This is a genomic window from Enterococcus sp. AMC1251, assembly GCF_058216535.1.
Window position 1 is genome coordinate 687,437 of record NZ_CM177098.1, and the last position, 14,193, is coordinate 701,629.

Annotated in this window: 14 protein-coding genes and 1 tRNA gene; 10 read left to right on the plus strand and 5 right to left on the minus strand. The window is 34.1% G+C overall.

The window, feature by feature from the left end; genetic code table 11:
• Window positions 1–20: 20 nt before the first annotated feature.
• From AC4BBR_RS03205 to AC4BBR_RS03230, 6 genes are all read left to right on the plus strand, one after another.
• A complete protein-coding gene (locus AC4BBR_RS03205; protein WP_490461145.1) occupies window positions 21–1,070 on the plus strand; it encodes an iron-containing alcohol dehydrogenase family protein in 1,050 nt (349 codons plus the stop codon).
• Complete coding sequence (locus AC4BBR_RS03210; RefSeq protein ID WP_490461146.1) at window positions 1,067–1,774, plus strand: phosphocholine cytidylyltransferase family protein; 708 nt, start codon at window positions 1,067–1,069, stop codon at window positions 1,772–1,774. Before AC4BBR_RS03205 ends, AC4BBR_RS03210 begins: the two co-directional genes overlap by 4 nt.
• Window positions 1,767–2,567: an HAD-IIA family hydrolase gene (locus AC4BBR_RS03215; protein ID WP_490461147.1), complete on the plus strand. Its 801-nt coding sequence runs from the start codon at window positions 1,767–1,769 to the stop codon at window positions 2,565–2,567. The genes AC4BBR_RS03210 and AC4BBR_RS03215 overlap by 8 nt, the downstream gene beginning before the upstream one ends.
• A 251-nt stretch (window positions 2,568–2,818) precedes the next feature.
• Complete coding sequence (locus AC4BBR_RS03220; protein WP_490461148.1) at window positions 2,819–3,943, plus strand: LCP family glycopolymer transferase; 1,125 nt, start codon at window positions 2,819–2,821, stop codon at window positions 3,941–3,943.
• A gap of 216 nt (window positions 3,944–4,159) precedes the next feature.
• On the plus strand, window positions 4,160–4,861 hold the full coding sequence (gene nagB, locus AC4BBR_RS03225) for a glucosamine-6-phosphate deaminase (RefSeq protein WP_490461149.1): 702 nt from the start codon (window positions 4,160–4,162) through the stop codon (window positions 4,859–4,861).
• Window positions 4,862–5,039: 178 nt separating this feature from the next.
• A complete protein-coding gene (locus tag AC4BBR_RS03230; protein WP_490461150.1) occupies window positions 5,040–5,747 on the plus strand; it encodes an MgtC/SapB family protein in 708 nt (235 codons plus the stop codon).
• 66 nt (window positions 5,748–5,813) lie between these two features.
• Here the strand turns inward: AC4BBR_RS03230 and AC4BBR_RS03235 are convergent, their stop codons facing one another.
• The 5 genes from AC4BBR_RS03235 to nrdH all read right to left on the minus strand — a co-directional run bounded on the left by AC4BBR_RS03235 (window position 5,814) and on the right by nrdH (window position 10,600).
• Window positions 5,814–6,638, minus strand: a complete 825-nt coding sequence (locus AC4BBR_RS03235; protein WP_490461151.1) for a DUF92 domain-containing protein — start codon at window positions 6,636–6,638, stop codon at window positions 5,814–5,816.
• Window positions 6,639–6,805: 167 nt separating this feature from the next.
• A complete protein-coding gene (nrdF, locus tag AC4BBR_RS03240; protein WP_490461152.1) occupies window positions 6,806–7,768 on the minus strand; it encodes a class 1b ribonucleoside-diphosphate reductase subunit beta in 963 nt (320 codons plus the stop codon).
• 89 nt (window positions 7,769–7,857) lie between these two features.
• Window positions 7,858–10,017 (minus strand): class 1b ribonucleoside-diphosphate reductase subunit alpha, encoded by a 2,160-nt coding sequence (nrdE, locus tag AC4BBR_RS03245; RefSeq protein WP_490461153.1) that lies wholly within the window; start codon window positions 10,015–10,017, stop codon window positions 7,858–7,860.
• On the minus strand, window positions 9,998–10,375 hold the full coding sequence (gene nrdI / locus AC4BBR_RS03250) for a class Ib ribonucleoside-diphosphate reductase assembly flavoprotein NrdI (protein ID WP_490461154.1): 378 nt from the start codon (window positions 10,373–10,375) through the stop codon (window positions 9,998–10,000). Before nrdI ends, nrdE begins: the two co-directional genes overlap by 20 nt.
• On the minus strand, window positions 10,376–10,600 hold the full coding sequence (nrdH, locus tag AC4BBR_RS03255) for a glutaredoxin-like protein NrdH (RefSeq protein ID WP_207121171.1): 225 nt from the start codon (window positions 10,598–10,600) through the stop codon (window positions 10,376–10,378).
• Window positions 10,601–11,162: 562 nt separating this feature from the next.
• Here nrdH and AC4BBR_RS03260 point away from each other — a divergent pair.
• The 4 genes from AC4BBR_RS03260 (at window position 11,163) to AC4BBR_RS03275 (ending at window position 14,105) form a co-directional block, all read left to right on the plus strand.
• Window positions 11,163–11,630 carry a FeoA family protein gene (locus AC4BBR_RS03260; protein WP_490461155.1) on the plus strand — a complete coding sequence of 156 codons (468 nt, stop codon included), beginning with the start codon at window positions 11,163–11,165 and terminating at the stop codon, window positions 11,628–11,630.
• Window positions 11,631–11,633: 3 nt separating this feature from the next.
• Window positions 11,634–13,787, plus strand: a complete 2,154-nt coding sequence (gene feoB, locus AC4BBR_RS03265; RefSeq protein WP_490461156.1) for a ferrous iron transport protein B — start codon at window positions 11,634–11,636, stop codon at window positions 13,785–13,787.
• A gap of 3 nt (window positions 13,788–13,790) precedes the next feature.
• Window positions 13,791–13,922, plus strand: coding sequence for a FeoB-associated Cys-rich membrane protein (locus AC4BBR_RS03270; protein ID WP_490461157.1), 132 nt, complete (start codon window positions 13,791–13,793; stop codon window positions 13,920–13,922).
• A gap of 110 nt (window positions 13,923–14,032) precedes the next feature.
• Window positions 14,033–14,105 (plus strand) — tRNA-Lys (locus AC4BBR_RS03275).
• Window positions 14,106–14,193 lie beyond the last annotated feature (88 nt).

Genomic DNA, 14,193 nt, shown 5'->3' on the forward strand with positions numbered 1-14,193 from the left:
TTGAGAGTGAGGTTAAACAAGTGTTCAATTTACCATTATTTCTTTCTATAGAAGAAGATGCTTTAAAAAATCTATTACAAAAATTGTGTGAAGTTTATGGAAATAATTCCCAGAAAAGAATTTTTGTTATGACATCGAAGCGTATTTTTGAAATAGTGAAAGAAAATCTGAAAGAGTTATTTGAATCATCTTTAGAAACTAAAATTTTTTGTGTAGAAGATAATTCATTTGATAACTCAGTAGAGATTGCAAAACAAATTGTCATGGAAGGATATGATATTGTTATTGGAATAGGTGGTGGTAAGATATTAGATACTGCAAAGTATGCTTCCTATGTGGGAAAAAAAGATTATTTTGCTGTTCCTACTACGCTAAGTAACGACGGTATCTCTTCTCCTATAGCAGTTTTAAAAACAAATAAAGGAAGAGCAAAAAGTTTTGGTTGCAAATCTCCAGATGGGATTATTGTAGATTTAAATTTAATTAAGAGTGCGCCAGTTGAATTTATAGAAGCAGGGATTGGTGATACTGTTTCCAATTATTCAGCGTTATATGATTGGAAATTGTCAAAATCACTAAGTAATTACACTATTAATGATTTTTCTTATCTATTAGCAGATACTGCATTTAATATGCTTGCGCATAGTGGAGAGTATGATATAAGAAGTTCAGCATTCTTGAAGCAATTAGCAGAGGCACTTATATTAGGCGGATTAGCTATGGATATTTCAGGTAATAGTAGACCATGTAGTGGTTCAGAACATCTTTTCAGTCATTCTCTAGATGAAAATTATAATGTGAACGTGCCTCATGGGTTAAAAGTTGCTCTAGGAAGTATTGCTAGTTGTATTTTACAAGGAAGAGAATACAAAATAATTTTAGATCTTTTAAATAGATACAAAATAGATATATCGCCTAAAACAATGGGTATTTCAAAAGAAATATTTGTTGACGCATGGCTAAAGGCTAAAAATACTAGACCAGAAAGATATACAATTTTAAATTGTATAGAATTAAATGAGAAAAATTTGAGTGAAATATATGAGAAAATTTTGGAGGATATAAAATGAAAGCTTTAATTTTGGCTGCTGGGTTAGGAACAAGATTGAGACCTTTGACAGATGGTATTCCTAAATCTATGGTGGAGGTAAATGGTAAAGCAATATTGACTAACCAAATTGAATGTCTGCTAAACGCTGGAATAGAAGAAATAATTGTTATAGCTGGATATAAATCGAAAGTGATTTTAGATTTAGTAAAAGAAAATTTCCCTAATGTTAATGTGATTGTCAATAGTGATTATTCCACTACGAATAATATGTATTCATCGTACTTAGCTGCTGATTTACTTAAAGGAACAGAATTTTTATTAATGAATGCAGATGTATATTTTGAGTATTCAGTTTTAGAAACTTTATTAAAAGAAAAATCAGGAAATTATATTATAGTGGAAAAAGGTTTATTCAATTCTGAAAATATGAAGGTGGCATTTAATGATCAAAGGATTACAAAAATAGGTAAATCTGTTAATAGAGAAGAAGCTTTTGGAGTTTCTACCGATATATATAGATTTGACGAGAATGGTTCAATATGTTTTTTTGACAAAGTTGTAGAGTATATTGAAATGAACAATGAATTGAATCAATGGACAGAAGTGGCTCTCAATGATATTTTAAGCTCAGTTATATTTGAACCTTGTTTCTTAAAAGGAAAGTGGATGGAGATTGATGATTTGAATGATCTAAAGAAAGCTGAGTGTATTTTTAATGAATAGTATTCAATGTTTAAAACAAAAAAAGCTATTTTTATTTGATATGGATGGGACAATTTATCTTGATGATGTTCTTTTTGAAAGAGTATTAGATTTACTTAATTATATTAATGATATTGACGGAAAATACATGTTCTTAACAAACAATTCCTCTAAAAGTGTTAATGATTATCTAGAAAAAATGTCTTCCTTGGGAATCATTGTGGATGAAACTAATTTTGTGACCTCTTCTCAGGCAACCGGGAATTTTCTTAAAACCTCCCAAATGGAAGGTTTAACGTATGTTTTGGGAACTGAATCTTTTAAAAAAGAACTAAAAGATATGGGGTTACAAATTACCGATAAACTGGAAGAATGTATTACTTGTTTAGTTGTTGGGTTTGATACAGAGTTACAGTATCAAAAACTTGCTGATGCTTGTAATATACTTTCTAAAGATGTTGCGTACTACGCAACGAATCCTGATCTTGTTTGTCCTGCTTCATTTGGTTTTATCCCTGATTGTGGATCAATTTGTCAAATGATTGAGACTGCAAGCGGGAAAACCCCAATTTATATTGGAAAACCAGAACCGGATATGATTAATTTGGCAATAGAAAGCTCAGAATTTGAAAAAAGTGAAACGATCATGATTGGTGATAGATTGTATACAGATATTGCCTGTGGAAATAATGCTGGAGTAGATACAGCGGTTGTCTTAACGGGTGAAACAAAAGCTAGTGATTTAAAAAATACTACATTTAATCCAACTTATGTTTTTGAAGATATAAAAGCTTTGGTTGAGGTTTTATTATAGTATAAGGAAGATTTATAGTTATAATTGAAATTTGAGAGTTATCATGTGTATATTTGAATGTAAAAAATTGAAGTTTGAAGAAAATGTAGTTATTTACTTGAAATATGCTGAATATCCACAAATTATCTCCAGCTACTATTTTACATTTACATTAAGATATCATGCCAATTCTTTAAAAAAGTTGCGGCTTGATTCAAATTGTGAGAAAATAGATTTCATGAATTATTCTTGCAAAAATGAGGAAGTGTCTTATGAATCTATGGAAAAAAGTAATATTAACTGCTTTAGGGGTAGTTCTTGTTTCAATTGCAGGTTTTTGTGCATATGGGATTAAAATGTATTCTGATGCAACTGGTACAGTAAAAGGTGTATATCAATCAATCGACCGCACTTCTAAAAGAAGAGAAACGGCTGTAAATATCGATGCTCAAGAACCATTTTCTGTTTTGTTAATGGGAATTGATACGGGAGATTTAGGACGGACAGAACAAGGTCGTTCCGATACTACAATGGTAGTTACTATTAATCCAAAAGAAAAAAAATCTACAATGATTAGTTTAGATAGAGATATTCTAACTGAGATTGTTGGATATGGTACAGAAGATAAGTTGAACCATGCTTATGCTTTCGGTGGACCTAAAGGTGGGGCTAAGATGGCGATTGATACAGTTGAAAATTTATTGGATATTCCAATCGATAACTATGTATCGATTAATATGAAAGGCTTAAAAGATTTAATTGACGCTGTAGGTGGTATTGAAGTGGATAATCCATTTGAATTTACCTTAGATGGTATTACAGTTCCTAAGGGACACATTAAGCTTAATAGTGAGACTGGATTAGCTTATGCACGGATGCGTGAAGAAGATCCAGAAGGTGATATAGGACGCCAAAGAAGACAGCGAGAAGTTGTTGAAAAAATTGTGAATAAAGTCATCAGTTTAGATGGTGTTTCAAAATACAGAAAAATTTTAGATGCGGTAAAAGATAATGTGAAAACCGATTTAACTTGGGATAATATGGTAGATATTCAGAAAAAATATATGCCCGCTTTTAAAAATATTGAGTCTTTACAATTAGAAGGTGAAGGTACAGAAATCGGCGGTATCTATTATCAAATACTAGATCCAACAAAACTATATGATGTACAAACAAACTTGCGAGAGCAATTGGGCTTACCTGAAAATAAAGAGATGCAGGCAAAAGACAATTCTAATTACAACAATTATACTAACGGTAATGAGGCGGGCTCATATAGTGGTACGTCGGATACAACTAATAATTATGGTTATACTCAAGATGCTGCAAATGTTGATCCAAATGGTTATACTGATCCAAATGTGGTAGAATATGGACAATATTCAGGTGGTTATTGAATAGTTGAAAACCGGAATAGGAATGTTTAACTCTAAGAAATAATAAGAGTTATTTCTGATTCTGTCATTTATTCGTATTAAAAGGGTGAGAAAAAAAGTGATTTTTTACTTTTATTCCTCACTTTTTTTATTTCTATCCACTTTAGACTAGAAATCTCATTTATAGGGTGTTATAATTGGACTATACCAAATTTGAACATAAGGGAGCAATAACCAATGAAAATTATCAAAGTAACGAACGCTGAAGAAGGCGGAAAGAAAGCATTCGAACTGATTAAAGAAGGTATGAACGATGGCGCAAAAGTTTTAGGTCTTGCGACAGGAAGCACACCAGAAACATTGTATAAAGAAATGACTACAAGTGATTTAGATTTTACAGGAATGACTTCTGTAAATTTGGATGAATATGTCGGTTTAGGTGGAGACGATGATCAAAGTTACCGTTACTTTATGAATGAACAACTATTTAATAGAAAGCCATTTAAAAACACATATGTACCGAATGGTAAAGCTGAAGATTTAGCTGCTGAATGTAAGCATTATGAGAGCGTTATCGACAGCAATCCAATTGATATTCAAATCTTAGGTATTGGTCAAAATGGACATATCGGATTTAATGAACCTGGAACTCCGTTAGATAGCTTAACACATGTAGTTGAATTAACAGAATCTACAATCAATGCGAACAAACGAAACTTTGAAAAAGTAGAAGATGTACCAACAAGAGCTGTTTCAATGGGAATCGGTTCAATCATGAAAGGGAAAAAAATGATTTTAATGGCTTATGGTGAGGCGAAAGCAGATGCGATTAAAGGTATGATTGATGGACCAATTTCTGTTGATCTACCAGCAAGTGTTTTACAAAATCACTCAGATGTTGTTGTCATCATTGATGAGGATGCAGCTAGTAAATTATAAGAATAAGAGGATGACGCGACAGAAGCTTATTTCCAAAGTGACTGTTTTTGATTCAGCTATTTATTTGTCTTTATAGTGTGAAACAAAGGTGATTTTTACTTTTGTTTCACATTTTTTTAAATTGAACGTATTTGAAATAGTGCTATAATGAAATCAAAGAGCAGTAGGAGGAATGAGTATGATGGATGTAGATTTAACAATCCCAGAGATTATTATACGATTATGTTTAGCAATACTGATTGGCGGAGTGATTGGATTTGAACGGCAATATAAAAATCGACCGGCTGGTATGCGTACCCATATTCTAGTTTGCATGGGTGCTACAATCATTGCACTGATTCAAGTTGAAATTGCTGCGAACGCTTTGCAAGATGCAATCAATTATCCTGAATTAAAAGGAGTGATCCGTTCAGATCAGGCTCGATTGATTGCCCAAGTAGTCAGTGGGGTTGGTTTTTTAGGTGCAGGAACGATTATTGTAACGAAACAATCCGTAACAGGTTTGACCACAGCTGCTTCATTATGGGCAGTCGCAGGATTAGGGATTGCAATCGGTATGGGGTATTATGCAATTGCTATTACTAGTTTTATTGGTGTTTTTATTGCGCTGACAGTAGTAAGAAAGATAATTCATATACCGACAACAAAAAAATTAGAAATTCGCTACATACACAAACAGGAAACGAAAGAATTTATCAATCAATATTTTGAAGAGCACAAAATCGAAATCGAAGATGTAAACTTTAATGTAGTATTAGTTGATGATACGCAAATTTACACGAATATCTATACGATTGATTTGCCAAAAGGAATGACATATGCTGAAGTTATAGAAGAGTTATCGATTTATAAAAATATAACAAAATTACGATTAGTCAGTATTTAAGTTATTTTTATAAACATAAGTAAAATATAGATTTTCAAGTGTATCTGATAGGTGTTTCTATATTGATTATTGTAGATAAAAAAGGATGGTCCAACTTAATAAGACAGTCAAACTGCCGCTAAAAAAATTGACCCAATCATTTGTTAGCCATGAGATCCCGCTGATTTGTTTTGTTTGTTTTAGATGATGCTGTTTTTGCTCAGTTATCTGTCCACACTTGGCACAGCGGTATTTTGCTTGAAGTGTTGCACCTAGTAGACTATCTACAAGAGAAGTAATAACACCGCAAATAAAAGGGACAAGAATGAATAAATTAGTTGAAATTTGAGAGTTAAGATACCAGCTATAAACTAGCCAGAAAGCAAACGAAATCAGAAAACTGCCCAAAAAAGAAGCAATACTTCCGAGCACAGAAACACCACCGGACAGTCCTGGTTCAATCTTTTCAAATGACACAATAGAACGAGGTAAATTCTTGCTTAAAATACCTATCTCTGAACTCCAAGTATCTGCTGTTGCGCCCGCGACGCCACTAACATAACCAATCAAGAATAACTGGTTTTCTGTATAATAAAAAAGAACCAAAGAAATAATTGCTGGAAGACTATTAGCAAGTACTTGCCAAGCATCTCTTGTATGCCCCTTTTCAATAATAGCTTCGGTTTTAGTTACTTTTATAGTTTTTTTTGCCCAATGTATACATCCCGAACTTACGAAAAATAAAATAAACAATCCCCAAGTAGGGAATAATCCAAAGCCGCAAACAATTGTAGCAACAAAGATTACAGCAATAGCACCAGATTTTGTAAGTAAACGGGTGATATAAGAAAACATACCAACTAGATTTCCTGTGATGAATCCTAGAAGTAATTTATAAAATAAAATAGTCATAATGCACCTCGTTAAATAAGTGGTTCAATAAAAGTATATTAACTGAATAAGTATATCATAAAATCTTGGTTAAAATAAGAATGCGACTGTCTATTACAAGTTAAGGAAATAAATAAATAAGCCTAAGATAAAACTACGCAAGTTTTATCTTAGCTTATTTTTTGAAATTATTCTATACCAATCAAATAATCATCATCTTTCATTGCCTCAACAGTACCTAATAAGTAACCATTACCAACCTGTGAGAAGAAATCGTGATTGCTTGTACCCGTAGAAATACCGTTCATAACAATTGGATTGACATCATTCGCTGTGTCAGCAAATAATGGATCCATTCCAAGATTCATTAACGCTTTATTGGCGTTGTAACGTAGGAAAGTCTTCACTTCTTCTGTCCAACCTAAATCGTCATATAATTCTTCTGTATAACGTTCTTCATTTTCATACAGCTCATAAAGAAGATTATACATCCAATCTTTCATTTCGTTTTGTTCTGCTTCAGATAATTCATTGAACCCTAATTGGAATTTGTACCCAATGTAAGTCCCATGAACAGATTCATCGCGAATGATGAGTTTGATGATTTCAGCAACGTTTGCTAGTTTGTTATTTCCTAAATAGTAAAGAGGTGTATAAAAACCAGAATAAAATAAAAACGTTTCTAAAAATACACTAGCAACTTTCTTTTCTAGAGGTGTACCATTTTTATAAATTTCATTAATTTTTTCTGCTTTTTTTTGTAAATAAACATTAGTATTAGTCCATTCGAAGATATCATCGATTTCTTTTTTAGTGTTTAATGTACTAAAGATTGATGAATAACTTTTAGCATGAACGGATTCCATAAATTGAATATTGTTTAAAACAGCTTCTTCATGCGGTGTGCGGACGTCATTTCTTAGCTGCTCGATACCACTTTCAGACTGAACAGTATCTAGTAGTGTCAGTCCACCAAAAACATAACCTACTGTTGTTCTTTCGAGGTCTGAAAGAGTTCTCCAGTCATCTAGATCGTTAGATAAAGGAATACGAGTATCTAACCAAAATTGTTCCGTTAATTTTTCCCAAGTTGATTTATCAATCACATCTTCGATGGCGTTCCAGTTAATTGCTTCATAATATGTTGCCATGTATTCTCCTCCTCATTACCAATACAATAAAATACAGTAAATTATAGAACAAGGCGACCTAGAGGGCGCCTTGAGTTTGTTTCGCTGTTCTAGATCACACAGCTTTCACATTGATTACTACCGATCTCTTCAGCATCATCCGTAAATGTTCGTACGTAATAAATCGATTTAACCCCTTTATGGAAAGCATAGTGACGTAAAATATTCAGATCACGCGTTGTTTGTTTTGGTGAATCTTTCCATTCATATAATCCTTCTGGAATTTCAGAACGCATAAACAATGTCAAACTCATTCCTTGATCCACATGTTGTTGTGCTGTTGCATAAACATCGATGACTTTACGCATATCCATGTCATAAGCAGATGTGTAATATGGAATCGTGTCATTTGCCAAGTGAGGAGCAGGGTAGTATATTTTACCGATTTTCTTTTCTTGACGCTCTTCGATCATACGAGTGATTGGGTGAATACTAGCGCTTGTATCATTTATATAAGAAATAGAACCATTTGGAGCAACTGCTAAACGATTTTGGTGATATAGACCATCTTTTTTCACAGCATCACGTAAGTTTGCCCAGTCCTCAGAACTTGGAACAAAAATATCTTTAAAAATTTCTTTGACTTTATCTGATTGAGGAGTGAAATCTCCTTCGATATATTTATCAAAATATGAACCATTAGCATAATCAGATTTTTCAAAGTTATGGAATGTTTCATTGTACTGTTTGGCAATGTTATTACTTTCTACTAAAGTCCAGTAATTCAATAAAGTAAAGTAGACATTGGTGAAATCTAGTGAATCTTTAGATCCATACTCCATATGATTTTTTGCAAAGAACGTATGCAGACCCATCGCACCAAGTCCGATTGTATGGCTTAATTTGTTTCCGTTTTGAATAGAAGGAACGACATCGATATCAGATGCATCGGTTACAAAAGTTAAGGCACGTGTCATTGCACGAACAGATTTGCCAAAGTCAGGACTGTCCATCAAGTTGACAATGTTTGTTGAACCTAAGTTACAGCTGATATCTGTACCAAGTGTTTCATATTCTTGTTTGCCATTTAAAACAGAAGGTGTTTGAACTTGTAAGATTTCTGAACATAGATTACTCATGATGATCTTACCATAAGCTGGATTGCTTCTGTTCGCTGTATCAATGTTGATAATATATGGATAGCCAGATTCTTGTTGTAATTTAGAAATTTCATTTTCTAGATCACGTGCTTTGATTTTACGTTTACGAATTTTTGGATTGGCAACTAAATTATCATATTCTTTTGTAATATCAACGTAAGAGAAAGGAACCCCATATTCACGTTCAACACTGTAAGGGCTGAATAGATACATGTCTTCATTATTACGAGCTAACTCATAAAACTTATCAGGAACTACAACGCCTAAAGAAAGAGTTTTTACACGAACTTTTTCGTCCGCATTTTCTTTTTTCGTTGATAGGAACATTTCAATATCTGGGTGAAAGACGTTTAGATAAACAACTCCGGCACCTTGACGTTGGCCTAATTGATTCGAATAACTAAAGCTATCTTCGAACAATTTCATAACAGGAACCACGCCACTGGCAGCTCCTTCGTATCCTTTGATGGGTGCTCCTGCTTCACGTAAGTTTGCTAATGTGATACCCACACCGCCACCAATACGTGATAATTGTAAAGCGGAGTTGATCGAACGACCGATACTATTCATGTCATCTGTTACTTGGATCAAGAAACAAGAAACAAGTTCACCACGACGTTTACGTCCTGCATTCAAGAAAGAAGGTGTAGCAGGTTGGTAACGTTGGTGGATCATTTCATCGGCTAAAACTAAAGCCAAGTCTTCATTGCCATCAGCAAAATATAGTGCATTAAAAGCAACACGATCTTCATAGCTTTCTAAGTATTCAGTTCCTGCATTGTTTTTAAGCGCATATTGTGAATAAAACTTGTAAGCTGCCATAAATGATTTGAATTCAAACTGTTGCTCATCAAGAAATGTATATAATTTTTCAATGAAGACCATAGAATATTTTTCGATAAATGCTGTTTCTAAATAATCATTGTCGATCAAGTAATTGATTTTTTCTTCTATAGTATTGAAGGTTCTAGTATTAGGTAGAACATTTTCTTTGAAGAAAGCTTTCAAAGCTTCTTTATCCTTATGTAAAGGAATTTGCCCATCAACAGGACGATTAATCTCATTATTCAACTTAAAATAGCTAACATCTTTAATTTCTTTTAGATTCAAGTTTATTCACTACTTTCTTAAAGGATTCTACGTCTTCGTTCGTGCCGCTAAATTCAAAAGCAAAAAGCATCGGAACGTTGTAATCACGTGCTATGTCTTTTGCCGTATATACAAATAACTCTGCGAAATTGAGGTTGCCGCCACCAGCAACGCCTAGCATGTGTTCTTGATTGTTCTTATAATCGAGAAAATCGTTCACTACTTCAGTGATTTCTTGATCATAAGTGGGAACGACTAAGACAAAAGGCTCATTTATCTCAAAAAAAGGATTCGCAGGCTCAATTTCGTAAGCTGCTAAATCCAATTTTTTAATGAAGCGTCTGGTTTGTCCGGTGACTGTAAAATAAACAATTTTCATCTAGCTAGCCAATTGTTTTAGTTGATCAGGACGAAATCCTACAACTGTCGCAGCATCAGAAGTGATAACCGGAACACTTTGGAATCCTTGTTCTTTTAACCAGTCGATTGCATCTGGTTGGATATCAATATTTACTTCTTCAAATGCTATATTGTTCTCGCTCAAAAAGCGTTTTGCCATTTTACATTGGATACAATTATTTTTAGAAAAGATTTTTACGTTCATTTTAATTCCCCCTAAATTAGTTTACCTCACTAGTATAAATCTCTCAGGGAAAAAGTCAACACTTAGGCACTATATATTGTGGTTGATTTTCTATTTAATCCCATGTTTTGTGTTTTTGAAAGAAATATGAAAACGCGTATTCTCTAGATTGGAGCGACTAATATGGTTATTTTTGTGTTTAGAAAAGAAAATTATTAAATTTTGAATTGGAATTTCTTAAGCAGTGAACACAATATGTAGTGGTCTATTTAAGTAAGACACACTAATATTTGATGACCGATAGAACGGGGAAATGTTTTCTTACTATAGGTGGAAAGAAGATTGATTTAAGTATCACAAAAAGGTATACTTGATGAGAACGATTATCAATATCATTGGAAATGAAGATGAAACTTTTTCACAAATCGTGTGGAGTTTCTGAGTATATCTAGCGTCACGAGCTAGCACTTCGGAAAAAAAATAAAAATTGAAAGTGCCAAAGAAACGCCACAGTCAATTTTTCCTATTTTTCTGACAGTGATAAACGAGCTCGTTCAGCTTTTAAAATAAGGAGGGTTACACAATGTTAACATTGGCACGAGCAAAGGTGAACAAAGTTTATACAATTGAAGAAATCCAGGCAGAAGGTTTTGCGAAGAAGCATTTGAATAATCTTGGTCTTGTGCCAGGTGGGAAAGTTGTGTTGGTGAATTATTCAAATGAGAACGGCATTATTTTATTACACAATAGCCGAATTGCGATCAATCTATCTATATTGAAACAAATTATAATAGTAGAAAAAAGTATCGAAGAAAAAGATTGGTTATCTCTAGATCAATTAACTGTAGGTGAAAAGGCTCGAGTGATTGGGGTTCACGGACAGGGAGCTATTAAAAGAAGACTGATGGATATGGGATTGACAAAAGATGTGGATATTCTTGTTAGAAAAATGGCGCCTTTAGGAGATCCGATCGAAATCAATCTTCGCGGGTATGAACTAACGTTAAGAAAAAACGAAGCACAATTAATCTTGGTACAGAAAGAGGGGTAAGAAATGAATGAACAACATATTGCTCTGACGGGTAATCCAAATAGTGGAAAGACAACAGTATTTAATGCCTTGACAGGCGCAAATCAATATGTAGGTAACTGGCCAGGTGTAACTGTGGAACGAAAAGAAGGTAAGTTAAAGAAAAATAAGCAGGTAACGATTCAGGATTTACCAGGTATTTATTCTCTTTCTCCTTACACACCTGAAGAAGTGGTTGCCAGAGATTATTTACTGAATGGCGGTCCAGATGTCATTGTCAACATCGTTGATGCTACAAACTTAGAACGAAATTTATATTTAACCACTCAATTAATGGAGATAGGGATTCCTGTAGTTGTCGGGCTGAATATGATGGATATTCTGGATAAAACTGGAAAGAAGATCAATATTGAAAAACTTTCCTATGGTTTAGGTGTTGATGTCTTAGGCATTAGTGCCTTAAAAAATCGTGGACTTGATGAGTTGGTAAAAAAAGCAGTGAAAGCTATTGAAGTTTTTCCAACAGACTTTAATTATCCAACCTATGATAACCGTCTAGAAGCAGCATTAAGCGAAATTATAGATGTTTTAGGCGATAGCATATTAGAGAAACAAACCCGTTGGTATAGTATCAAACTGTTTGAAAGAGATGCTGAAGTCCTTGGGAAACTAGAATTGAGCGCCTTACAAAAAAAAGAAATAGAAGAAATTATTAAAATTACTGAACAAGTTTTTGGTGATGATAGTGAAGCAATCGTCATTAACGAACGATACGAGTTTATTACTCGTTTAACAGCTCTTTGTTCGATTGAAAAAAATGAAATCACATTCAGTACAAGTGATAAAATCGATCAAATTGTCACTAATCGCTGGTTGGCTTTACCAATATTTGCTTTGGTTATGTGGTTTGTTTACTATTTAGCGATTCAAACTGTAGGAACTATGGGGACCGATTGGATTAATGATGAATTATTTGGAGATATTGTACCGACAACCATAGAAGGATTATTAGTTAGTTGGCATGTGGCTCCATGGATGCAAAGCTTGATTTTAGACGGGATTGTTGCTGGAGTTGGCGCAGTTTTAGGATTTTTACCTCAGTTAGCGGTTTTATTCTTATGTTTGGGATTCTTGGAAGATTGTGGCTATATGTCGAGAATTGCTTTTGTAATGGATCGTTTGTTTAGAAAATTTGGGTTGTCAGGAAAATCGTTTATTCCAATGTTAATTGCGACAGGTTGTGGTGTACCTGGTGTTATGGCAAGTCGTACAATAGAAAACGAAAAGGATCGCAAGATGACAATCATGGTCACAACATTTATGCCTTGTTCAGCGAAGTTGCCGATCATCGCATTAATTGCAGGGGCTTTTTTTCCAAAAAGTAGTTGGGTATCACCATCGGCTTATTTTATTGGGATTGTAGCCATTGTGTTATCAGGCATTGCATTGAAGAAAACTCGCTCATTTTCAGGAGATCCAGCACCGTTTATTATGGAATTACCAGCTTATCATATGCCTCAACTACGTGGTGTTCTCCGTCATGCTTATGATCGCAGTAAATCTTTTGTTAAAAAAGCGGGAACAATTATTTTCGTGATGAGTATCATTATTTGGTTTACTTCTACCTATTCATTTACACTACAAGAAGCAGATGCAGACCAAAGTATTTTGGCAAACTTAGGAAAAGTGATTGCGCCAGTATTTGCTCCTCTTGGTTGGGGAACTTGGCAAGGTGCGGTTGCTACGATAACTGGTTTAGTTGCAAAAGAAAATGTGATTGGTACATTTGGTATTTTATTTGGACATATAGGTGAAGTATCTGAAGATGGTGTAGAAGTTTGGTCTGCGTTGCAAGGAGCATTCACACCAGTTGCCGCGTATTCATTTTTGGTGTTTAATTTGTTATGCGCTCCGTGTTTTGCAGCGATTGGTGCGATTCGCAGAGAAATGGGTGATTGGAAATGGACTTGGGGTGCGATTAGTTATCAATGCGGTTTGGCCTATGTAGTAAGTTTTATTGTCTATCAAATTGGACATGTTGTGTTTGAGAATGGTCAAATTGGTATAGGTACAATTGTTGCATCACTTTTAGTAATTATTATAGGCTATTTTTTAGGCAGGAAGTCAAAAGTAAAAAAAGAACCAGTTATCACAATGGCAACGTTAGGAAGAGGGTAAAACATGACGACGTTTATTTTAGCAGTATTGATTTTCGGCACAGCTGGATATATTGTCTATTCTCGAATCAAGAAAGGGAAGAGCTGTGATGACTGTCACACGACATGTCCTGTAAAAAAAGAACAAGAAGAGTAAAAAAGTCAGATACAATGATAGGAAACGATTGTAATTTATTTCGTTGTGTCTGATGTTTCCTCTTGAATAAACAATTTTCAAGTGCTACAATGTTTAAGTATTAATTATTTGGGTCGTTAGCTCAGTTGGTAGAGCAGCTGACTCTTAATCAGCGGGTCATGGGTTCGAGCCCCTTACGACCCATTGGGTGCCAAACCCTTGATACCAGTGCATTCTTGGCGTTTTCGGACGTTTCGAAAAGAGTGTGCGTGGTATCTTTTTTTGCGTTTTG